20 protein-coding genes and 3 tRNA genes are annotated in these 22,151 nt (G+C 71.5%); 10 read left to right on the forward strand and 13 right to left on the reverse strand.

Annotated features, from left to right (window positions below; all coding sequences use genetic code 11):
- Positions 1-158: 158 nt before the first annotated feature.
- Positions 159-1,001 carry a hypothetical protein gene (locus ACFYT4_RS27200; RefSeq protein WP_389274320.1) on the reverse strand — a complete coding sequence of 281 codons (843 nt, stop codon included), beginning with the start codon at positions 999-1,001 and terminating at the stop codon, positions 159-161.
- Positions 1,002-1,163: 162 nt separating this feature from the next.
- On the opposite strand from ACFYT4_RS27200, the gene ACFYT4_RS27205 reads away from it, so the two are divergent.
- On the forward strand, positions 1,164-2,255 hold the full coding sequence (locus ACFYT4_RS27205) for a Leu/Phe/Val dehydrogenase (protein WP_389274323.1): 1,092 nt from the start codon (positions 1,164-1,166) through the stop codon (positions 2,253-2,255).
- Between the two features lie 281 nt (positions 2,256-2,536).
- Positions 2,537-2,788 carry a DUF3073 domain-containing protein gene (locus ACFYT4_RS27210; protein ID WP_389274326.1) on the forward strand — a complete coding sequence of 84 codons (252 nt, stop codon included), beginning with the start codon at positions 2,537-2,539 and terminating at the stop codon, positions 2,786-2,788.
- 119 nt (positions 2,789-2,907) lie between these two features.
- Here the strand turns inward: ACFYT4_RS27210 and purM are convergent, their stop codons facing one another.
- From purM to purS, 9 genes are all read right to left on the reverse strand, one after another.
- A complete protein-coding gene (gene purM, locus ACFYT4_RS27215) occupies positions 2,908-4,002 on the reverse strand; it encodes a phosphoribosylformylglycinamidine cyclo-ligase (protein ID WP_389274328.1) in 1,095 nt (364 codons plus the stop codon).
- 76 nt (positions 4,003-4,078) lie between these two features.
- Positions 4,079-5,596: an amidophosphoribosyltransferase gene (purF, locus tag ACFYT4_RS27220; protein WP_389274331.1), complete on the reverse strand. Its 1,518-nt coding sequence runs from the start codon at positions 5,594-5,596 to the stop codon at positions 4,079-4,081.
- Positions 5,597-5,680: 84 nt separating this feature from the next.
- A complete protein-coding gene (locus ACFYT4_RS27225) occupies positions 5,681-6,499 on the reverse strand; it encodes an META domain-containing protein (protein ID WP_389274334.1) in 819 nt (272 codons plus the stop codon).
- Positions 6,500-6,551: 52 nt separating this feature from the next.
- Positions 6,552-7,343, reverse strand: coding sequence for a sterol carrier family protein (locus ACFYT4_RS27230; RefSeq protein WP_389274336.1), 792 nt, complete (start codon positions 7,341-7,343; stop codon positions 6,552-6,554).
- A gap of 83 nt (positions 7,344-7,426) precedes the next feature.
- The gene (locus tag ACFYT4_RS27235) at positions 7,427-7,780 is read right to left on the reverse strand and encodes a hypothetical protein (protein ID WP_389274338.1); all 354 of its coding nucleotides are present in this window, start codon (positions 7,778-7,780) and stop codon (positions 7,427-7,429) included.
- Positions 7,781-7,797: 17 nt separating this feature from the next.
- Positions 7,798-8,298: an ArsR/SmtB family transcription factor gene (locus tag ACFYT4_RS27240; protein ID WP_389274341.1), complete on the reverse strand. Its 501-nt coding sequence runs from the start codon at positions 8,296-8,298 to the stop codon at positions 7,798-7,800.
- 175 nt (positions 8,299-8,473) lie between these two features.
- Complete coding sequence (gene purL / locus ACFYT4_RS27245) at positions 8,474-10,723, reverse strand: phosphoribosylformylglycinamidine synthase subunit PurL (RefSeq protein WP_389274344.1); 2,250 nt, start codon at positions 10,721-10,723, stop codon at positions 8,474-8,476.
- Positions 10,720-11,424 carry a phosphoribosylformylglycinamidine synthase subunit PurQ gene (gene purQ, locus ACFYT4_RS27250; RefSeq protein WP_389274347.1) on the reverse strand — a complete coding sequence of 235 codons (705 nt, stop codon included), beginning with the start codon at positions 11,422-11,424 and terminating at the stop codon, positions 10,720-10,722. The genes purL and purQ overlap by 4 nt, the downstream gene beginning before the upstream one ends.
- Positions 11,421-11,669: a phosphoribosylformylglycinamidine synthase subunit PurS gene (purS, locus tag ACFYT4_RS27255; RefSeq protein WP_389274350.1), complete on the reverse strand. Its 249-nt coding sequence runs from the start codon at positions 11,667-11,669 to the stop codon at positions 11,421-11,423. The genes purQ and purS overlap by 4 nt, the downstream gene beginning before the upstream one ends.
- Before the next feature lie 343 nt (positions 11,670-12,012).
- Here purS and ACFYT4_RS27260 point away from each other — a divergent pair, with 343 nt between their 5' ends.
- The 8 genes from ACFYT4_RS27260 (at position 12,013) to ACFYT4_RS27295 (ending at position 17,259) form a co-directional block, all read left to right on the forward strand.
- Positions 12,013-12,348, forward strand: coding sequence for an Lsr2 family protein (locus ACFYT4_RS27260; protein ID WP_389274352.1), 336 nt, complete (start codon positions 12,013-12,015; stop codon positions 12,346-12,348).
- Between the two features lie 116 nt (positions 12,349-12,464).
- Positions 12,465-12,536: transfer RNA gene (locus ACFYT4_RS27265), tRNA-Gly, on the forward strand.
- A 78-nt stretch (positions 12,537-12,614) separates the two neighbouring features.
- Positions 12,615-12,687, forward strand: a tRNA-Gly gene (locus ACFYT4_RS27270).
- A gap of 511 nt (positions 12,688-13,198) precedes the next feature.
- The gene (locus ACFYT4_RS27275; RefSeq protein WP_389274355.1) at positions 13,199-14,116 is read left to right on the forward strand and encodes an ABC transporter ATP-binding protein; all 918 of its coding nucleotides are present in this window, start codon (positions 13,199-13,201) and stop codon (positions 14,114-14,116) included.
- Between the two features lies 1 nt (position 14,117).
- On the forward strand, positions 14,118-14,909 hold the full coding sequence (locus ACFYT4_RS27280) for an ABC transporter permease (protein WP_389274358.1): 792 nt from the start codon (positions 14,118-14,120) through the stop codon (positions 14,907-14,909).
- A gap of 26 nt (positions 14,910-14,935) precedes the next feature.
- The gene (locus ACFYT4_RS27285; RefSeq protein ID WP_389274361.1) at positions 14,936-16,456 is read left to right on the forward strand and encodes a sensor histidine kinase; all 1,521 of its coding nucleotides are present in this window, start codon (positions 14,936-14,938) and stop codon (positions 16,454-16,456) included.
- Positions 16,457-16,556: 100 nt separating this feature from the next.
- A complete protein-coding gene (locus tag ACFYT4_RS27290; RefSeq protein ID WP_389274364.1) occupies positions 16,557-17,165 on the forward strand; it encodes a response regulator in 609 nt (202 codons plus the stop codon).
- 21 nt (positions 17,166-17,186) lie between these two features.
- A tRNA-Gly gene (locus tag ACFYT4_RS27295) sits at positions 17,187-17,259 on the forward strand.
- A 106-nt stretch (positions 17,260-17,365) separates the two neighbouring features.
- On the opposite strand, the gene ACFYT4_RS27300 is transcribed toward ACFYT4_RS27295, so the two are convergent.
- The 3 genes from ACFYT4_RS27300 to ACFYT4_RS27310 form a co-directional block, all read right to left on the reverse strand.
- Complete coding sequence (locus ACFYT4_RS27300; protein WP_389274367.1) at positions 17,366-18,268, reverse strand: phosphoribosylaminoimidazolesuccinocarboxamide synthase; 903 nt, start codon at positions 18,266-18,268, stop codon at positions 17,366-17,368.
- Between the two features lie 49 nt (positions 18,269-18,317).
- Positions 18,318-19,775, reverse strand: coding sequence for a N,N-dimethylformamidase beta subunit family domain-containing protein (locus ACFYT4_RS27305; RefSeq protein ID WP_389274370.1), 1,458 nt, complete (start codon positions 19,773-19,775; stop codon positions 18,318-18,320).
- A 581-nt stretch (positions 19,776-20,356) separates the two neighbouring features.
- A complete protein-coding gene (locus ACFYT4_RS27310) occupies positions 20,357-22,024 on the reverse strand; it encodes a hypothetical protein (RefSeq protein ID WP_389274373.1) in 1,668 nt (555 codons plus the stop codon).
- Between the last annotated feature and the right edge of the window lie 127 nt (positions 22,025-22,151).

The raw sequence follows: 22,151 nt of genomic DNA on the forward strand, positions 1-22,151 counted from the left end.
GGCGGAAGGAACCCTCCCCGGACTCCTTGTCCTATTTTGACACGAGGGAGGGCGATAGGCGCAAGGGCCCCGTTAGTGCAGTCCGTCACGCTTGAGGCAAAGGCCCGGATCGGGACCTAGGGCCTGAGGCGAAAGACTTCAATCATCCACGGATTCGCTCAGTTCGCGAACTGAAGCTCCCTCACCACACGCCAGCGCTCGACCAGGCGGCCGTAGGCCTCCCCGGCGCCCTCGCCGTCACCCGCCCGCAGGGCCGCGATGCCCGCGGCCACATCCGCGGCCGAGTGGTCGCCGTCGAGCTGCGGCCCGGTCAGCGCGTGGACCAGACCGCCGTAGTCCAGCTCGACCAGGGAGCGCGGATGGAACTCCTCCAGCCACTTGCCCACATCCACCAGCCCCTCGGTGAGCGGCCCGCCGCCGTCCGCGGACTCCCGCAGCGCCCTCAGCGTCCGCGCGGTGCGCCGCCGGGCCTGCACCATGGGCGTGCGGTAGCGCATCACCGCCGCCCCCGGCCCGGCCGGCTCGTACTCCCGCTCCTCGTCGCCGAAGAGCGCGAACCACCGCACCGGCACCTGCCACACCGCCGTCCTGATCCACGGCCGGGCGTCCGGATTGCGCTCGCGCCAGGCCTCCCAGTCCGCCGCGGCCTGCCCGCGCACCACGGGCGGCAGCACGGCGTCCAGCAGGGGCCCGGGAAACCGCTCCGACAGCTCCTCCAGCGCCAGCCAGCCGCGCAGCCGGGTCCGCCAGGGGCAGACGCAGACCGTCCCGTCCACCTCCGCGACGAAGGCGTCCCCGCTCTCGTGCACCCGCACGGGCACCGGTGGCGTGGGCAGCAAATCGGCCAGCGACCGCCTCAGTTCGTCCTGTGCCGTGGGGGTGGCGCCACGGGTCGCGTAACGGGCCCAGTGGCCCCGTTCGGGCTCGGGGAAGGCCGCCAGGGGCTCGTACACCCGCAGATAGGACGCGTAGGGAACGATCACCGAGGACACCGCTGGCATACCGCAAATCCTTCCACGCCCTCACTCCTCCGCACTCCCCGAGCGGGTGATCCTCGGCACTGCGCCGGATCTACGCCCGCGTAGGACTTACCCTCGTCCCCAACTGGGGCTTCCCCCACCCCGGGAAGCCCGCCCGCCGCTTCGTACTTGGGAGTCACTACCGTGACCGATGTGACCGGCGCTCCTGCAGATGTACTGCACACCCTCTTCCGGTCGGACCAGGGTGGCCACGAGCAAGTCGTGCTCTGCCAGGACCGCGCAACCGGCCTGAAGGCCGTCATCGCCATCCACTCGACCGCCCTGGGCCCGGCCCTCGGCGGCACCCGCTTCTACCCGTACGCCTCCGAGGCGGAGGCCGTCGCCGACGCGCTGAACCTGTCCCGGGGCATGTCGTACAAGAACGCCATGGCCGGACTGGGCCACGGCGGCGGCAAGGCCGTGATCATGGGCGACCCGGAGACCCTCAAGAGCGAGGAACTGCTGCTCGCCTACGGACGTTTCGTGGACTCCCTCGGCGGACGGTATGTGACCGCCTGTGACGTCGGGACCTATGTCGCCGACATGGACGTGGTCGCCCGGACCACCCGCTGGGCCACCGGCCGCTCCCCCGAGAACGGCGGCGCCGGCGACTCCTCGGTCCTCACCGCGTACGGCGTCTTCCAGGGCATGCGGGCCTCGGCCCGGCATCTGTGGGGCGAGTCGTCGCTGAGCGGACGCACGGTCGGTGTCGCGGGCGTCGGCAAGGTCGGGCACCACCTGGTGAACCACCTCCTGGAGGACGGCGCCGAGGTCGTGATCACGGATGTGCGCCCGGAGTCCGTACGGCGAATTCAGGCCAGAAACCCCCAGGTGACGGCGGTCGCGGACACCGACGCGCTCATCGAACTGCCCGGACTCGACGTGTACGCCCCCTGTGCGCTCGGCGGCGCGCTGAACGACGACACCGTCCCGCGGCTCAGCGCCCGGATCGTCTGCGGCGCCGCCAACAACCAGCTGGCGCACCCCGGCGTCGAGAAGGACCTCGCCGACCGCGGGATCCTCTACGCGCCCGACTACGTGGTGAACGCCGGAGGTGTGATCCAGGTCGCCGACGAACTGCACGGTTTCGACTTCGACCGCTGCAAGGCCAAGGCCGCGAAGATCTACGACACCACGCTCGCCATATTCGCACGTGCGAAGGAGGACGGCATTCCGCCGGCCGCGGCGGCCGATCGGATCGCCGAGCAGCGCATGGCGGAGGCCCGCCGGCGCTGACGCCGCACGGCGTCACGGCCCGCCGCCCTGGGAGACAAGACTCACCCCGGTCGGCGGGTCGAGTGCCCAGAAGAGGTTAATATCGCAGTTGACCAGCGAGGACGGGGCTCCTCGCAGGTCCTGCGAAGTGGCACGTCATGCGGGCGGCGTACCGTATGGCCGCGGAAGCAGGTACCGTTGAAGCCCTACGGGCCGGTCTCTCTGCGGAGAGTCCGTTCCGAATCATGAACGCGTGTCAAGACTCTGGGGCCGTCGAGCCCCGTCACCGAGGGGGTCGAGCCATGGGGCGCGGCCGGGCCAAGGCCAAGCAGACAAAGGTCGCCCGCCAGCTGAAGTACAACAGCGGCGGGACTGACCTGTCGCGTCTGGCCAACGAGCTGGGCGCATCGACTTCGAGCCAGCCTCCGAACCCGGAGCCGTTCGAGGACGACGACGAGGAAGACGACCCGTACGCGCGGTACGCCGACCTGTACAACGACGACGAGGACGACGACGAGGACGACGCACCGTCGTCGCAGCGTCGCGGCGCTTGACCTCGTACCGACCACCGACCCGGTCCTGGGGCACCACCCCACGGACCGGGTTCTGTGCTGTTCGGCTCACGCATCGCCGCGTCTGATCCCGGTCGTCGTCGGCTCGCCCGCCGCGGCCGTCAGACCGCGTAGTCGCCGACGAGCTCCGCGCCCGTGGTGTGCTCGCCACGGTCGGTGATCTCACCGGCGATCCAGGCGTCCAGACCGCGGTCGGCGAGCAGGGTCAGCGCGACCTCCGCCGACTCGGCGGGGACCACGGCGATCATGCCCACGCCCATGTTCAGGGTCTTCTCCAGTTCGAGGCGGTCGACCGCCCCGGCTCGCCCGACGAGGTCGAACACCGGTCCCGGGGTCCAGGTCGCACGGTCGACGACCGCGTGCAGGGTGTCCGGGACGACCCGGGCGAGATTGCTGGCGAGCCCGCCGCCGGTGACGTGGCTGAAGGCATGGACCTCGGCGGCCCGGGTGAGCGCCAGACAGTCCAGGGAGTAGATCCGGGTGGGCTCCAGCAGTTCCTCGCCGAGGGTGCGGCCGAACTCGTCGACCCGCTGCTCCAGCGCCATGCCGGCCCGGTCCAACAGGACGTGGCGGACCAGTGAGTACCCGTTGGAGTGAAGGCCGGAGGACGCCATGGCGATGACCGCGTCACCCTTACGGATACGATCCGGGCCCAGCAGCAGGTCGGCCTCCACCACTCCCGTACCGGCGCCGGCGACGTCGAAGTCGTCCTCGCCCAGCAGTCCGGGGTGCTCGGCGGTCTCGCCGCCGACCAGGGCGCAGCCGGCCAGCACACAGCCCTCGGCGATGCCCTTGACGATGGCGGCGACCCGCTCGGGGTGGACCTTGCCGACGCAGATGTAGTCGGTCATGAACAGCGGCTCGGCGCCGCACACGACGATGTCGTCGACGACCATGCCGACGAGGTCGTGGCCGATCGTGTCGTACACGCCCATCTTGCGGGCGAGATCGACCTTGGTGCCGACGCCGTCCGTGGCGGAGGCCAGCAGCGGGCGCTCGTAGCGCTTGAGGGCGGAGGCGTCGAAGAGCCCGGCGAAGCCGCCGAGACCGCCGAGGACCTCGGGGCGGCGGGTCTTCCTCACCCACTCCTTCATCAGCTCGACGGCACGGTCGCCGGCCTCGATGTCGACGCCCGCGGCCGCGTAGCTGGCGCCGGATCCGTCCTGCGGGGCTCGCTCAAAGGATTCAGCTGTCATGACAAGGGAAGCCTTCGTATCGTTGCTGCGGGGCCCGTGCGCGGTGAGTCACAGGTGCTGTGGATCACGGCGGGGCCTACGGGCGGCGGAGGGCGTCGGCGGCGTCCGCGCCGCCCGCCAGCTCCGTTTCGAGAAGCTGCTTTCCGAGCAGCTCGGGGTCGGGAAGCTCCATCGGGTACTCGCCGTCGAAGCAGGCGCGGCACAGATTCGGCTTGGCGATGGTGGTCGCCTCGATCATGCCGTCGATGGAGATGTACGAGAGGGAGTCGGCGCCCAGCGAGGCGCCGATCTCCTCGATCGTCATGCCGTTGGCGATCAGCTCCGCGCGGGTGGCGAAGTCGATGCCGAAGAAGCAGGGCCACTTGACCGGCGGGGACGAGATCCGGATGTGGACCTCGGCCGCGCCCGCCTCACGGAGCATCTTGACCAGGGCGCGCTGGGTGTTGCCGCGGACGATGGAGTCGTCGACGACGACGAGCCGCTTGCCCCGGATGACTTCCTTGAGGGGGTTCAGCTTGAGGCGGATGCCGAGCTGGCGGATGGTCTGGGACGGCTGGATGAAGGTGCGGCCCACATAGGCGTTCTTCACCAGTCCGGAGCCGTAGGGGATGCCGCTCGCCTCGGCGTAGCCGATCGCGGCCGGGGTGCCGGATTCCGGCGTCGCTATCACCAGGTCGGCTTCGACGGGAGCTTCTTTGGCCAGTTTCCGGCCCATCTCCACACGGGAGAGATAGACGTTGCGGCCGGCGATGTCCGTGTCGGGACGGGCCAGATAGACATACTCGAAGACACAGCCCTTGGGCTTCGCTTCTGCGAATCGGGATGTGCGGATGCCGTTCTCGTCTATGGCGATCAGCTCGCCGGGCTCGATCTCGCGGACGAAGCTCGCGCCGCAGATGTCGAGGGCGGCGGACTCGCTGGCGACGACCCATCCCCGGTCGAGGCGGCCGAGGACCAGCGGGCGGATGCCCTGCGGGTCACGGGCCGCGTACAGGGTGGACTCGTCCATGAAGACCAGCGAAAAGGCGCCCCTGACCTGGGGCAGCACCGTCGCCGCCGCTTCCTCAACGGTGAGCGGCTTGCCGTCGGCGTCGACCTGGCCCGCGAGCAGCGCGGTGACGAGGTCCGTGTCATTGGTGGCGGCGACCTGAGTGGCGCGCCCGTCCCTCTGGGGCAGGGCGGCGACCAGCTCGGCGAGCTGGGCGGTGTTGACCAGGTTGCCGTTGTGTCCGAGCGCGATGGAGCCGTGGGCGGTGGCCCGGAAGGTCGGCTGGGCGTTCTCCCAGACGGAGGCTCCGGTCGTCGAGTAGCGGGCATGGCCCACAGCGATGTGCCCTCGGAGGGAGCCGAGGGATGTTTCGTCGAAGACCTGCGAGACCAGGCCCATGTCCTTGAAGACGAGAATCTGCGAGCCGTTGCTCACCGCGATACCCGCGGACTCCTGGCCGCGATGCTGAAGGGCGTAGAGCCCGAAGTACGTGAGCTTTGCGACCTCTTCTCCGGGAGCCCAGACACCGAAGACGCCACACGCGTCCTGGGGGCCTTTCTCACCGGGGAGCAGATCGTGATTGAGTCGACCGTCACCACGTGGCACGGCACCGAGTGTAGGCGAGATCGACCACTGGTCCGAATTGGGGAGGCGGGGAATCCGGATCCGGGCCCGTGGCCGGCCTCCCGGTCAGCCGCCCGCGACGGCGGCGAGGCGCTTGTCCGCGGGGCCGGTCAGGGTCATCTGGCGGTGCTGGACGCTGAAGGTCACCTGCCGGTCCAGCACCTTCCGCAGATGGGCTTCCACCTGGCCTTTTGCGCCGTCGCACAGCATTTTGGTGCTGGTGATCCGGCCGAGGACGATCTTCGAGCCGGAGACCTTCGCCGTGCCGCTGAAGGTGTTGCAGCCCAGGTTTCCGGCGACGGTGCCGTCCTTGCGGAAGACCAGATGCGCTGCCCCCTCCGCTCCGGCGGGCACGGAGGCCGCCGTATCGGCTGTGATCAGGGAGTTCACGGTCCACTTGGTGCCGAGGAGCGGCGCCGGGGGCTCGATGGTGAGGGTCACCGTGTCGCCGCCGCGCCGGTTGGTGAGTGTGAGTTTCTTCTCGTCGTCGGAGAGGTCGGCCTTCAGCCGTCCCTCGATGACGGAGAGCAGGGTGTCCTCGAAGTCCGCGGCCGGGCCGGGGCAGCCGATCTCGGTCCGTTCGGCGGGGCTCAGCACCAGGATGTCGCCCTCCAGCTCGGCGTCCGCGCGGAAGCCGTTGCACCCGGTCTCGCCCTGGACGGTGCCCTCGGCGGGGAAGTGCAGGCTCGCGCCCGCGGGGGCCTTCGTCTTCCGGCCCTCGGAGGTCAGGCTCTCGATGGTCCAGTGCACGTCCGTGATGGCCAGATCGGCCAGGGCCTTGTGACCGCCCGCCTCGCCGCCGCTCCCCGAGACCGTCTGCGAACCGCAGGCGGCGAGCGTGACGAGGGCCAGGATCGCGGCGGGGATGCTCAGCTGGGTACGCATGCCCCTGGGACGGACACCGCGGGACTCCGGTTCCCGTGCGGCCCCCGGGCGCTCAGCCCAGGACCGGGAGCAGGGCGGCCAGGTCGGCGCGCTCCCCGCTGGCGCTGACCCGCGCCGCGTCGACCGCCTCGGCCCACTCCGTACGCCCGGTGGCCAGGCGGATCCAGGTCAGCGGGTCGGTCTCGACGACATTGGGCGGGGTACCGCGGGTGTGCCGGGGGCCCTCGACGCACTGCACCACCGCGTACGGCGGCACCCGGACCTCGACCGAGCCGCCCGGGGCCTTCGCCGCGAGCGCGTCGGCGAGCAGCCGGGTGCAGGCGGCGAGCGCCTGGCGGTCGTGGGGGACGGACAGGCCGGCCGCGTCGTTCAGGTCGTCGGTGTGGACGGTCAGCTCCACGGCCCGGGTGACCAGGAAGTCCTCCAGCCGCATGGCCCCGAGGCGGGTGGGGACGAGCCGGTGGCCCGGGGTGTCGGCCAGGGCGCCGGCGAGGCGGCTCGCGGTGCGCGTGTAGAGCTCGCCGAGCTGTCCCGCGGAGGCCGGCTCCCGGGGGTCCTCGTCGATCGGTCCGGCGTACGCGGCGGTGGCGGACGGCCACTCCAGCAGGCTGACCTCGGCCTTCGCCGGCTCCGGCCGCTCGATGCCGCGGACGACGCTCTCGGCCACCAGCGCCATGTGCGCGGCCAGTTCGCGTACCGTCCACTGCCCGAGCCGGGTGGGCAGCGCCAGTTCGGCGGGGCCGAGGGCCTGGACGGCCTCGCGCACACTGCCGAACTGCGCGAGCACGGCCGCGCGGGTCCGGACGGGGTCGTAGCTGCGGGGACGCTTCCTCACCGGGGGCATGATCCCGAGCCTAGAGCCTCGTACCACCGGCCGTGGAGCGGGGCCGGTGGGGTGCGGTCCGGGGGGTGGGTCGGGTGTCCTGGTCACATGGGTCGGGCACCCCGTCGGGCATCTGGTCGGACACCCCGTCGGGCACCCGGCTGGTCACCGGACGGGACCTCGTCCGCCGGGCTGTTGTGCGCGATCCAGCGGCCGGTGACCGGCGGGGCCACCTCGATGGCGGGCGGGCGCTCCCGGGCGGCGTGCTCCCTGCGGGCCGCGCGGCCGTTGAGGAGGTCGAGCACGACGGCGGGAATGGCGGGCAGCACGACCCACAGGGAGTGGCCGGGCAGACCGATGGACACGTCGGCGATCAGCAGCGCGGCGAAGGTGATCCAGCAGATCCGGGCGATGATCGCTGCCGGCTTCCGGCTCCGGCTCTCATGGCGTACGGGCATCGCCGCCCTCCCCCAGGTCATGGACAGGCCGCGGTGAGGACCACCAGCAGCGGGACGACCCGCGCGGCGGGAACCTCGTAGCGGCCACGGCTCTCGATGTGCAGCCAGCCGGTACTCGTGAGCTGACGCAGGTGGTGGTAGACCTTGCCGGTCGTGCCGAGCCCCACCGGTTCGGTCAGTTCGGCGACGGTGCGCCGGCCCGCGAGGATCTCGCGCAGGAGCCGCAGCCGTACGGGATGGCCGAGCGCGGCGAACGATTCGGCGGCGTCGGACCAGTCGCCTTCGAGCAACTCCTCGGTGAGGGCGCCGTACTGCCACTCGTACCGCTCGTGCGTCGGCAGCCGTACGGCTCCGGTGAACATCACGCCGCCGTCACCGGCGCCGATCCCGGCGAGCTGCTCCTTGAGGCCTTCCAGCGCCCACAGGGGACCCTCACCGATGCTCGGGGCCTCGGCGCGCTCCTTCTCCAGTGCGCCGAGCCGGCGCTCCAACTCGGCTACACGCTCCTCCAGATCCATGACTCCGAAGATACGTAATTACGTAATTTCTCGCAAGGAGTCAACAGCAGAGCCCCTGCCCGAACGTGTCGGACAGGGGCTCGTGATGCCGTGACCGGGCAGGGGCCGGCCGGTGGGGCGGTCGGGCAGTCGCTCAGGCAGACGGGCGGTCAGGCCCTCCAGCCGTCGGACCGTCTCACACGAGCAGACCGGGAATGGTCTCCTCGTGCGCCGTGCGCAGTTCGCCCAGCGCGATGCCGAACTCGCCCTGGACCTCGACCTCGTCGCCGTCCACGACACCGATACGGGTGGCGGGCAGCCCGCGCGCCCCGCACATGTCGGTGAACCGCAGTTCCTCGCTGCGCGGCACCGCGACGACCGCGCGGCCCGCCGACTCGCTGAACAGGAAGGTGAACGCGTCCAGTCCGTCCGGGACGACCAGCCGCGCGCCCGTCCCGCCGCGCAGACACGACTCCACGACCGCCTGGATCAGCCCGCCGTCCGACAGATCGTGCGCCGCGTCGATCATTCCGTCGCGGGAGGCGGAGATCAGGATCTCGCCGAGCAGCTTCTCCCGGTCCAGGTCCACGGCCGGGGGCAGCCCGCCGAGGTGATCGTGGATCACCTGCGACCAGGCCGAGCCACCGAACTCCTCGCGGGTGTCCCCGAGCAGATAGAGCAGCTGCCCGTCCTCGGCGAACGCGATCGGCGTACGGCGGTTGACGTCGTCGATCACACCGAGCACCGCGACGACGGGCGTCGGGTGGATCGCGGTCTCACCGGTCTGGTTGTAGAGCGACACATTGCCGCCCGTGACCGGCGTACCGAGCTGGAGACAGCCGTCCGCGAGACCACGGGTGGCCTCCGCGAACTGCCACATGACCGCCGGGTCCTCGGGCGAGCCGAAGTTCAGGCAGTCGGAGATCGCCAGCGGCCGGGCGCCGGAAGCGGCGACATTGCGGTACGCCTCCGCCAGCGCGAGCTGGGCGCCCGTGTACGGGTCGAGCTTGGCGTAGCGGCCGTTGCCGTCGGTCGCCATCGCCACGCCCAGGTTCGACTCCTCGTCGATCCGGATCATGCCCGCGTCCTCGGGCTGGGCCAGCACCGTGTTGCCCTGGACGAACCGGTCGTACTGGTCCGTGATCCACGCCTTCGACGCCTGGTTGGGCGAGGCCACCAGTCTCAGGACCTGCTCACGCAGCTCGGCGCCGGTCGACGGGCGGGGCAGCTTGCCCGCGTCGTCCGCCTGGAGGGCGTCCTGCCAGTCGGGGCGGGCGTACGGACGGTGGTAGACCGGGCCCTCGTGGGCGACGGTCCGCGGCGGGACGTCCACGATCTGCTCACCGTGCCAGAAGATCTCCAGCCGCTCGCCCTCGGTGACCTCACCGATGACGGTCGCGATGACGTCCCACTTCTCGCAGATCTCCAGGAAGCGGGCGACCTTGTCCGGCTCGACGATCGCGCACATGCGCTCCTGCGACTCGCTCATGAGGATCTCCTCGGGCGAGAGGGTCGCGTCGCGCAGCGGCACGGTGTCCAGGTCGATGCGCATACCGCCGGAGCCGGCGCTCGCCAGCTCGCTCGTGGCGCAGGACAGACCCGCGCCGCCGAGGTCCTGGATGCCCGCGACCAGCTTCTCCCGGAAGATCTCCAGGGTGCACTCGATGAGGAGCTTCTCCTGGAAGGGGTCGCCGACCTGGACGGCGGGCCGCTTGGCCGGGCCGGTGCTCTCGAAGGTCTCCGAAGCCAGCACAGAGACGCCGCCGATGCCGTCGCCGCCGGTCCGCGCGCCGTACAGAACGACCTTGTTGCCCGGTCCCGACGCCTGCGCAAGATGGATGTCCTCGTGCTTCATCACGCCGATACAGCCGGCGTTGACCAGCGGATTGCCCTGGTAGCAGGAGTCGAAGACGACCTCGCCGCCGATGTTCGGCAGGCCGAGGCAGTTGCCGTAGCCGCCGATACCCGCGACGACACCCGGCAGCACCCGCTTGGTGTCGGGGTGGTCGGCCGCGCCGAAGCGCAGCGGGTCCACGACGGCGACCGGGCGGGCGCCCATCGCGAGGATGTCGCGCACGATGCCGCCGACACCGGTGGCCGCGCCCTGGTAGGGCTCGATGTACGAGGGGTGGTTGTGCGACTCGACCTTGAAGGTGACCGCGTACCCCTGGCCGACGTCCACGACGCCCGCGTTCTCGCCGATGCCGACGAGGAGCGCGTCGCTCTCCGGTGCCTTCTCGCCGAACTGCTGGAGATGCACCTTGCTCGACTTGTACGAGCAGTGCTCCGACCACATGACCGAGTACATCGCCAGCTCGGCGCCGGTCGGGCGGCGGCCCAGGATCTCCCGGACGCGCGCGTACTCGTCTTCCTTGAGACCGAGTTCGGCCCAGGGCTGGCCCGCCTCGGGCGTCTCGGTCGCGTGCTTGACGGTGTCGAGTGTCATGCCGTGACCAGCTTCTTGATGATGGAGGTGAAGAAGGCGAGGCCGTCGGTGCGGCCGGTGCCGATCAGGGGTTCCACCGCGTGCTCGGGGTGGGGCATCAGCCCGACGACATTGCCCGCCGCGTTGGTGATTCCCGCGATGTCGCGGAGCGAGCCGTTCGGGTTTCCGTATCCCTCGGCCGCCTCGCCGTCGGCGAGATAGCGGAAGGCGACCCTGCCTTCGGCCTCCAGCTCGTCGAGGACCCGCTCATCGGCGACATAACGGCCGTCGATGTTCTTCAGCGGTACGGAGATCTCCTGGCCCTGTTCGTAATCGGAGGTCCAGGCCGTCTCCGCGTTCTCCACCCGCAGCTTCTGGTCGCGGCAGATGAAGTGGAGATGGTTGTTGCGGAGCATCGCGCCCGGCAGCAGATGCGACTCCGTGAGGATCTGGAAGCCATTGCAGATACCGAGAACCGGCATGCCCGCCCTGGCCTGGTCGATGATCGTCTCCATCACCGGCGAGAACCGGGAAATGGCTCCGGCGCGCAGATAGTCGCCGTAGGAGAACCCCCCGGCGAGGACCACGGCGTCGACCTGCTTGAGATCCTTGTCACGGTGCCAGAGCGAGACGGGCTCGGCGCCCGCGAGGCGCACGGCCCGCAGACTGTCCCGGTCGTCGAGCGTGCCGGGGAAGGTGACGACTCCGATACGAGAGGTCACGACTCGTCGACCTTTACGACGAAGTCCTCGATGACGGTGTTGGCGAGGAACGTTTCGGCCATCTCGTGGATGCGGGCGAGGGCGGCTTCGTCGACCGGCCCGTCCACCTCCAGCTCGAAGCGCTTCCCCTGACGTACGTCCGCGATGCCGTCGAATCCGAGGCGGGGCAGTGCGCGCTGCACCGCCTGCCCCTGGGGGTCGAGGATCTCGGGCTTGAGCATGACGTCGACTACGACGCGTGCCACGGGCACTCCCGGGTGGTGTGTTGCGAGGGCGGTCCGCCCAGCGTACCCGGCCGGAAAATCTACTCGCGTAGAGGATCGTGGATATCGGGCCGCCGGACCGGGTGCGCGAGCGGGCACCGATGACGGGAAGGCGCAAGGTAACGGACGGCGAAAATCCGGGGAAATATCCCCGCAGTCATTGCCGGGGACACGCGCAGGTAATTGCGCGGGCTTCACAATGTGTGGTCGGCCGCTGTACAAAGGAATACATGAGAGCCGCTTGTGGCCCTCAAACATCCGGAAATCCGGTATCACCACATGTCAGAACCGGGGACGGTGGTACCGCGGGAAAGGACCGATATCCGTGGCTCAGCGAGTAGTGATCGCACTCTTCGACGACATCGACGGCGGAGAAGCGGCGGAAACGGTCATGTTCGGTCTGGACGGGAAGTCGTACGAGATCGACCTCAATACCGCCAACGCAAAGAAACTGCGCAAGGCACTCGCGCCCTACGTCGCGGCGGGTCGAAAGCAGACAAACACCGGGAAGCGCGGCAGGCACCGCGGCACCTACAAGCACACCGCGCTGGAGCCGGCCCCCGCGGCCGTCCGGGCGTGGGCGCAGTCCAACAAGATGGACGTGCCGGCCCGGGGCCGCATCCCGAAGGCGGTCTACCAGGCGTTCCGCGAGGCGAGTTGAGCAGGCGCGTCCATCCGTGGCCGGAGCGGGTGCGGAGTTGCGCTGCACCCCAGGGCGTCGGCTAGAGTTTGAAGCACGCCGAGGGGCGAGGCCGCAAGGCCCCACCTCAGCAGCGTGCGGGTGTAGTTCAGTAGTAGAACATCCCCCTTCCAGGGGGAAGGCGCAGTGTGCGATCCCTGTCACCCGCTCTCGTCGCTTTACCGGTCGCTCATGAGGATCAGGTAGGGTGGTGTCGCACCGCTCGGTGAAAGCCGCGCGGGAGCAATGCGGACGTGGCTCAGTTGGTAGAGCATCACCTTGCCAAGGTGAGGGTCGCGAGTTCGAATCTCGTCGTCCGCTCTGATCGAAGATTGAGGCCCTGGTCGGAAGACCGGGGCCTTTGTCGTGTCCGCGTCGCGTATTCCGCACGGGGGTCCCGCCCCTTATCCGGCCACGTACAGGTGCCGTATCCGGCCATGTCTCCCCGGCGGCCGATGTCCGCCCGTGAACGAGTCGTACGGCTCCCACACCGCGCCCGCCCGCTGGTGTTCCGCGCGGACGGGCGATTTCCACGGCCGGAATCCGGCACCCCGTCCGGCCGGCGGTCCCGGGCGCGTATCCCGCCCGCGGTGCGGGCCGCGTAACCCGGCCGCCCGAGCCCGCCGTCCGAGCCCGCGGTGCGTGTCCCGGCCGTGCCGTCCGGCCGTCCCGGTCCGCGTGCGCGGATCCCGGCCGATCGGGTTCCGGGATCTCCCGGTGCGCCTTTCCCAGCCGCCCCCGCGCGGCGATCGCCCGCGCCGATGACATTTGTCATCGCGGCCGGTGACACCGCGCACTGCCCGCCTCCGCACGCGGGCGGAAACCTGGAGGCATGACCACAGACCAGTACGTGATCACGGCAGAGGACCTGCGGCGCAGCTACGCGGGTGGCTTCGAGGCCGTGGGCGGTGTCTCGTTCTCCGTGGCGCGTGGGGAGATCTTCGCGCTGCTCGGGACGAACGGCGCGGGCAAGACCTCCACCGTCGAGCTGCTGGAAGGGCTCGCCGCCCCCACCGCCGGGACCGTACGGGTGCTCGGCCACGACCCGTACCGCGAGCGGGCGGCCGTACGCCCCCGGATCGGCGTGATGCTCCAGGAGGGCGGATTCCCCTCCGATCTCACCGTGGCGGAGACCGCCCGGATGTGGGCCGGATGCACCAGCGGGGCGCGCCCGGTCGACGAGGCGCTGGAGCTGGTCGGGCTCGGCGCGCGGGCCCGCGTACGGGTCAAGCAGCTGTCCGGCGGTGAGCGCAGGCGGCTCGATCTGGCGCTGGCACTGCTGGGGCGCCCCGAGGTCCTCTTCCTCGACGAGCCGACGACCGGACTGGACGCGGAGGGGCGGCGGGACACCTGGGACCTGGTGCGGGCGCTGCGCGACACCGGCACCACGGTGCTGCTGACCACGCACTATCTGGAGGAGGCCGAGTCGCTCGCCGACCGGCTGGCGATCATGCACCGGGGGGCGATCGTCACCTCGGGCACACCCGCCGAGGTCACGGCGTCCCGGCCCGCCCGGATCCGTTTCCTCCTGCCCGCGGGAGTGCCCGTGGGGCGGCTGCCGCTCTCCCTGCGGGCGGGGGCGGACGGCCGGCGGATCGAGATCCGTACGCATCGGCTCCAGGACTCGCTGGAGGAGCTGCTGCGGTGGGCCCGGGAGTCGGACCTGCAGCTGGAAGGGCTCGACGCCCGCTCGGCGTCGCTGGAAGAGGCGTTCCTGGAGATCGCGCAGACGGAAATGGTGGGTGCGTGACATGGCGGCGACGACGGTGACCGGGGTGCGCAGCACGACGGCGGGCCGGCTGACGGCTCTCGGACGGGCCGAGCTGACCCTGCTCGTACGGAATCGGACCGCGCTCTTCGTGGCGCTGCTGATGCCCCTGCTGATGGTGCTGGCGATGAAGTCCTCGCTGGACCGGATCGATCTGGGCAAGGCCGGGATGACCATCGCCGAGGCGTCGGTGACCGGCGGCATCGGGATGGTGCTGCTGCTGGTCGTCCATCTCAATCTCGTCTCCACCTATGTGGCGCGGCGCGAGGAGCTGGTACTCAAGCGGCTGCGCTCGGGCGAGGTGTCCGACCGGGAGATCCTCGCGGGGACCGCGCTGCCGGGCGTGGGGCTCGCGCTCGTCCAGTGCCTGCTGCTGGTCGTGGCCGGTGTCGCCCTCCTCGATCTGGAGGCGCCGCGGCGGCCCGACCTGCTGATCGGGGGCATCGCCGCCGGGGTGGTCCTGCTCACGGCCCTCGCGGCGCTCACCGCGGCGGTGACCCGGACCGTGGAGAGCGCGCAGATCACCACGATGCCGATGTTCATGATCTCGGTGGCGGGCTCCGGTCTGCTCGTACCGCTCGAAGTCATGCCCGAGAAGATGGCGGCGATCTGTGAACTGCTGCCGCTGAGCGGGGTCATGATGCTCGTACGGGCCGGATGGTTCGGGGCCGGCGACACCGGGGAGCTGATGACGGCGATCGGCACCGCCTTGGCCTGGACCGTGTTCTCGGTGTTTGCTGTGCAGCGGTGGTTCCGCTGGGAGCCCCGCTGCTGACCTGTTGTTTTCCTGGAGGAGTCGCCGTGCGGGTGAAGGGCTGGAGCGGGCGCAGCGGGCTCGCCAAGGTGGATCTGTACACGCGCGGCACGGTCTATCTGATCGTGTGGGTCGGAGCGCTCGGGCTGACGGCCATGACCCTGTCCCTTTCCGTGCGCGTGCAGGCGCCGCTGCCGCTCGCCGTCCTCGCGCCGCTGCTCGGCATCACGATCGGGGTGGTCTGCGGACGGCTCGCCCGGCGCGCGATGGACTCCTATCTGGGGCAGGGGCAGGTGCCCTCGCGGCTGCTCGGGTGGGCCGTCGCCGTGACGGCCGCGGAGTGCGGTGTCGTCCTCGCGCTCACGCCCTCGATGACCGAGGACGCTCTGCTGGACGTCTTCCCCTCGCTGATGGCGTGGACGCTGGCTCCGTTCCTCACCGTGCACTGTCTGCTCGTCCGCAAATGGACCACCGTGCTGGTCCAGGCGGGCGTGCTGACCGTGGTGTGCGGGCTGGTCGCCCTGATCGTGGGAAGCCCCGAGGAGGTGCTGGCCACCTTTGTCGTCGTCGGGTTCGTGACCGGGTGGATGGCGTTCACCTCACGGGCGTCGATGTGGGTGCTGGGGGTGATGTGGCAGCTGAGGCAGGCCCGCGATGTGGAGGCACGGCTGGCGGTCGCGGAGGAACGGCTCCGCTTCGGCCGCGATCTCCATGACGTCCTGGGCCGGAACCTCGCGGTCATCGCCCTCAAGAGCGAACTGGCCGTGCAGCTCGCCCGGCGCGGGCGGCCCGAGGCCGTGGACCAGATGAGCGAGGTCCAGCGCATCGCCCAGGACTCCCAGCGCGAGGTACGCGATGTGGTGCGCGGCTACCGCGAGGCCGACCTCCGGGTGGAGCTGGAAGGAGCGCGCGCCGTGCTGGACGCCGCCGGGATCACCTGCACGGTGGTCCAGGACGACGTGGAGCTGCCCGGCGAGGTGCAGTCCGCCCTCGGGTGGGTCGTCCGGGAGGCCACGACGAACGTCCTGCGCCACGGGGACGCGCGGCGCTGCACGATCTCGATGGGCACGGTGGACGACTCCGTGGTCCTCGTCGTCGAGAACGACCGGGCGGGCGAGGGCTCCTTCCTCTCGGTCGGCGGCGGTTCGGGCCTCGCCGGGCTGCGGGAACGGCTCTCCGCGGTGGACGGCACCCTGAACTCGGGCCCGGTGCGGGGTGGCCGTTTCCGGGTGACGGCGCGGGTCCCCGTGCCGGCGGAGGCGGAGGCGGGACCCGGGCCGATCCGGAAGGCGGGTACGGGAACGGGGAGCGAGCCGGGCGCGGGAACCGCCCGGGCAGCGGGGGCCGGGACCGGGCGTGAGCCAGCCGTCGGCGCGTCCCCGGAGGCGGGCGCGTCCCCGGAGACGGGGGCGATCGCGGAGACGGGGGCGAGCGCGGAGACCGCCCGGGAATCCGCCGTACCCCGCCGGAGCGGTCGCCGACGGCCCGAACGGCCCGGCCCGAGGCCGGCAGCCCCGCGCACCGGCCCGGACGGTGCACCCGGGCAGGGCATGGAGGGCGCGGCATGAGGGTCCGTACCGCGCGCACCGGACCCGCGGTCCCGCACCGCACCGGGGAGAGCCCCTGGGCGCCCGCCGGAGCAGGGGTGCGTACGCCCGAGGAGACCGCATGACCGTACGCGTACTGCTCGCCGACGACGAGCACCTCATCCGTGGTGCCCTCGCCGCGCTTCTCGCGCTGGAGGACGATCTCGAAGTCGTCGCGGAGGCGGCATCCGGCACCGAGGCGCTCGCCATGGCCCGTGCCCACCGGCCCGATGTCGCCGTGCTCGATCTCCAGATGCCCGGCGCCGACGGTGTGAGCGTGGCCACATCGCTGCGGGCCGAACTCCCGGGGTGCCGGACGATGATCGTCACCAGCCACGGCCTGCCGGGCCACCTCAAACGCGCCCTCACGGCGGGCGTCCGCGGCTTCGTCCCCAAGACCGTCAGTGCCCAGCGGCTCGCCGAGATCATCCGTACCGTCCACGCCGGAAACCGTTATGTGGACCCGGAATTGGCCGCCGACGCGATCTCCGCCGGGGACTCGCCGCTGACCGCGCGGGAGGCCGAGGTGCTGGAACTCGCGGCGGACGGCGCCCCGATCGCGGAGATCGCGGAGCGGGCGTCCCTGTCGCAGGGGACCGTACGGAACTATCTGTCGTCGGCCGCGTCCAAGCTGGGGGCGGAGAACCGGCACACCGCGGTCCGTCTCGCCCGGGCGCGAGGTTGGGTATAGTGGGCTGCGCGCACGGCGCACGCGGACGTAGCTCAGTTGGTAGAGCGCAACCTTGCCAAGGTTGAGGTCGCCAGTTCGAACCTGGTCGTCCGCTCAGCGTGAAGGCCCCGGTTCTCCGAAGAGAACCGGGGCCTTTCCCGTCCCCGGGGCCTTTCCCGTCCGCTCCCGCCCCCGGCAGGGGCCACCGGGGCACCCTGGGCTCAGTGCCAGGGCAGGCCCGTCAGCCGCTCGTACGCCTCCACGTACTTGGCGCGGGTCGCCTCGACGATCTCCGGCGGGAGCGGGGGCGGCGGCTGCTCGCTGCGGCGGTCCCAGCCGGACGCGGGCGAGGTCAGCCAGTCGCGGACGAACTGCTTGTCGTACGAGGGCTGGGGGCGGCCCGGCTGCCAGGTGTCGGCCGGCCAGAAGCGCGAGGAGTCAGGGGTCAGCACCTCGTCCGCGAGGATCATCCGGTCGTCGGTGTCGAATCCGAACTCGAACTTCGTGTCGGCGAGGACGACGCCCCGGTCGCGGGCGATGTCCCGGGCCCGGGTGTAGATCGCGAGCGCGGTCTGGCGCAGCAGGGCGGCGGTCTCCGCGCCGACCTGGCGGGCGACCTCCTCGTAGCTCACGTTCTCGTCGTGGTCGCCGACGGCGGCCTTGGTGGCCGGGGTGAAGATCGGCGCGGGCAGTTCGGAGCCGTCCGTCAGGCCCTCGGGGAGCGCGAGCCCGCAGACCGTACGCGTCTCGTTGTACTCGGCGAGCCCTGAGCCGGTGAGATAACCGCGGGCGACGGCCTCGACGGGGACCATGCGCAGGGACGTGCAGACGAGCGCCCGGCCCGCCCAGTCGGCGGGCGCGCCGTCGGGGAGGTCCGTGCTCAGCACATGGTTCGGGACGATGTCCTGGAGCAGCTCGAACCACCACAGCGAGAGCCGGGTGAGGATCCGGCCCTTGTCGGGGATCTCGGTGGGGAGCACCCAGTCGAACGCGGAAATGCGGTCGGTGGCGACCATGACGAGGTTCCCCGCCTCGTCCCGGTAGAGCTCGCGCACCTTGCCGGTGTGCAGATGCACCAGGCCCGGTACCTGGATCGGTTCGGGCTTTTCGACGAATCCGGACACGGTTCCTCCGCGTTGCTCACGACTGGTGGTGCCCATTGTCCCAGTCGTCTCAGTCGCGTTTGCAGATGCGGTCGAGGAGGTTGGCGGTGGCGCGCTGGACCCGCGTGTCGACATGCCCCGGACGGTCGAGTGCCGGTGACCAGGCGAAGGTGCCGGACGCGAAGACGAGCGCGCCGGACGGCGCTCGGTACAGCGAGGTCTCCTGGTGCCGGAGCGCGCCCTCGCCGTCCCGGTAGGGGGAGTGCGCGAGCAGGATGCGGCGCCGGTGGTCGGGGAGCGGGGTGCGCGGGAAATAGCGGTCCGCCTCGCCCGCGACGAGCCCCGGCAGCTCGTCGCCCTCGCCCGCGCCGGTCGCCTCCCAGAGCCAGTGGCCCGCGTTCCGTACGACCAGGGGGTGCGGCTCGGGGACCCGGCCCGCGTACTGGATGCCCAGCAGCTGCTGCTCCGCCCGGTCGATGTCCCGCCAGAGCGCGGGCTTCCCCGGCCCCCGGCGCTTGCGGCAGGTGAGCAGCCGGTTCGGTACGCCGGAGGCGGACGCGCCCAGCTCCACCTGCCAGTACATGGTGTTGGCGGAGAGGAAGACGAGGGAGGTCCCGCGGTCGCGCGCGGCCTCGGCGGTACGGCGCATGGGGGCCGACCAGTACTCGTCGTGGCCCGGGAAGACCAGGCCCCGGTAGCGGGCGGGGTCGACGCGGCCCGCGTGCAGATCGCCGGTGTCGGCGTACGCGAGGTCGTAGCCGTAGCGCTCCGCCCAGCGGATGAAGTCGTAGGCGTGGCCGACGTGCAGGGGCAGCCCGGCACCCGCGTACGGGCGGTCGAACGAGACCGTGATCGCCGCGTCCGGCTCACCGAGGAGCCGGCCCTCCTCGTCCCACGCGTGGTACAGGCTCGCGCCGGTCCGGCCGTCCTCCGGATAGAGGTTGTACGCCTGCCAGGTGATGTCCGGGAGGAGCAGCAGCAGATCGGCGGGCCGGTCGTCGCGGACCGTGAACGGGATGTGGGAGCGGTAGCCGTCCACGGTGGTCAGGACGGCCACATACGCCCCCACCGACCAGAACGAGGGCACCTGGAGCCGCCAGGACATCCACCAGTGGTGGCAGGAGACCGTGCGGCCGGCGGTCAGCGGGGGCGGCTGGACGATGCCGGCGAGCCGGGGGCTGGTGGTGACCTTGAATGCGCCGTGTCCCGCGTAGTGCCCGATGCGGTAGACGTCGACCGAGAACTGCTGGGGCGGGTCCACGGTGATGTGGAAGTCGAGCGCGTCGCCGGGGGCGACGGCTCCCGTGGAGACGAAGCCCTTGATCTGGCGCCGTACGTCGTCGGCGGTGCGCGGGGCGCGGGCGCTTCGGCCGCGGTCCGGGTCCGCGTACCAGGGCACCGCCTGTCCGCTGGCGTCGATGTACTGCTCGCTGCTGCGCAGCCAGGGCAGCGGACCCTGCCCGAAGGGGTCCGACACGGCATGGGCGAGAGCGCCCGATTCCCACCGCCGGATCTGCTCCGCCCCCATGGTTCCGCGCCCCTCCTCGTACCCGCCCGGGCGGGTCCGTGACCCTCTTCACGGACGCCCGCGCACATCAGTGCGTAACGGTGAATATCTGCGCACGTCCGTGCGCGTCCGCACACATCCCGTGCCGCGCCGACCGGCCGGCGCCGGTCTCCAGCACATCACATTACGCACGCGCACGGTCACCCTTCGTTGTGAATTGTTGCGCGCTTGAGTTTTTTCGTGCGGGTTCGGAGGTGTTTTCGATGATTCAGGGAGTGGGGGCGCATATGACCGAGCGGGGCGCACGGGTGGCGGGAGGTTGCTCGCGCGGTGGGGCCGCGGGCTCCAGGCGTACGGGGGCGGGCTCGCGGGGCGCGGTGGGTGCGGGGGTTTCCCTCGGGTGCCGGGGTACCTGGCGCGCCGGGAGCGGGGGCGCGCCGCGGCGGGCGGGGCGGGTGCTGCCGGGGCAGGCGAGGCGCGGGGGCGGGCGAGGCGCGGGGGCGGGCGAGGCGCGGGGGCGGGCGAGGCGCGGGGGCGGGCGAGGCGCGGGGGCGGGCGAGAGGGTTCGGACGGGCCCGGGGTCGTATCCGGTGGAACGCGGGCTACACGAGACGGACCGGCTTCTCCGGGCGGATGCCCGTCGTCGTGAGCCAGGTGCGCAGGGGGCCCGGGTCACCGTCCTCCGTGAGCGTGAGCACCCGGGTGGTGAGATCGGCGCAGCGCTCGCCCTTGATCAGGAGCGCGGGACCGTCCAGCCAGTCGAGACCGGGTGCGGCGCCCGCCGTGTCGACCGCCGCACAGCAGACCATCGCGGTGACGTGGTCCGCGAGCAGCTCGCGGCCCGTGCGCGGGGGCTGCAGCGGGAACAGGGGCAGCGGATCCGCCCCCCAGCCGTTGAGCGTGTCACCCGCGCTCCTGGCGACGGGCGCGACGGCGGCCGCCTCCTCACGGGCGACCTCCGCGCTGATCCCGGCCGCGAGATGCTCACCGGCTTCCTCGCCCTCTTCGGCGAGATGCCCCATCACCCGCGCGAGCGTGGGACCGTCGGGGGCGGCCGAGGGGGCCACCCCGAGCCCGTCGAGCACACGGTGGAGGCGGGCCGCCTCCGTACGCCATTTGCGGTCGACGACCTCCTCCGGATACTGCCGCCAGTCCACCGGGGACCAGTCGGGTCCGGTCTCGGCGGGTCCGCCGTGGAAGAGACGGGCGGCGAGCAGCGACGCGGCCTCGTCGACCAGCCCGGGCTCCTCCAGCAGATCGCACGCGGGCCGCTCGCCCAGACGGGAGGCGAACCCCTCGGCGAGGCGATCGCGGCGGGACAGCTCGGTGAGGGCGGAGACGACGCCGGCGTCCAGCCGGGAGGGCCAGCGGCCCATGCGCCAGGCGGGCAGCGCGACGCGGGTCAGGAGCCGGTCCCAGCCCGCGTACGCGAGGCCGACCTGCTCCTGGGCGACGATCCGCAGTCCGTAGTCCACGGTCTGCGCGCGCTCGGAGGCGGCGGCGGCGACCCCGCGCTCCATCTCGGCGGCAGCCGACTGACAGCCGCGCAGCAGCAGCCGGGCGACCCGGCCGACAAACCCGAGCGCCGCCCTCCGCAGGGGGCGCAGCGGTCGTATCAGGCCCGGTGCGGGGCTCTCCGCGACGGCGAAGGCCGCGTCCAGGCCCCGTACGAACCGGCGGGCCGCGGCTATGTCGGGGTGTGCGGACGCCGCCGTGCCGGCGACCACCGGGGCGAGCAGGGCGCGCAGCTCGGCGACCCGCATCCACCACAGGAACGGCGAGCCGATGACCAGCACGGGCGCCTCGGCCGAACGCCGCCGGCGCCCGCTTCGTATCGCCTGGGGCAGGGCGTGGGCCGGGTGGGTGCGGTCCTCCAGCCAGCTGTCGCAGTCCGGGGTGAGCGCCAGCGCGGAGGGCGCGGGCACCTCCAGGCGCTCCGCCAGATCTCTGACCAGGCGGTACAGATCGGGCGCCGCACGCTCGGAGACCTCGACGGTGGGGCTGAGCGCCGGGCTGGCCCGGACGATCACCGCCGCGACGGCCGCCGCGATCAGCAGCACGGCCACCGCGACCACGCCCGCGACCACCCGCGCGGTGTCCCAACTCCCGCCGCTCATATGGCCGGTGACACCACCCGCGAGGAGCACGACGGCAACGGCCGCGGGCAGCAGCGCCACGGCCACCGCCCTGCTGCGGACGCGCAGCACGGCCAGCGCCCGTGAGCGCGCGGCCAGTGCACCGATCGACTCATCGATTCCGGTAGCTGACACGATCGGTCCTCACCCCCTCTGCCCTGCGACGGTGTAGGTGTACTCCCCCACTGTGGCACCCGCCACCGACATCGCAATGCCGGTGGGCCAAGTGCCGGAACGCCTTCGCCGCACCATAGTTGGGGCT

Origin of the sequence: Streptomyces sp. NPDC004609 (assembly GCF_042873655.1) — a bacterium.
Classification (GTDB): domain Bacteria; phylum Actinomycetota; class Actinomycetes; order Streptomycetales; family Streptomycetaceae; genus Streptomyces.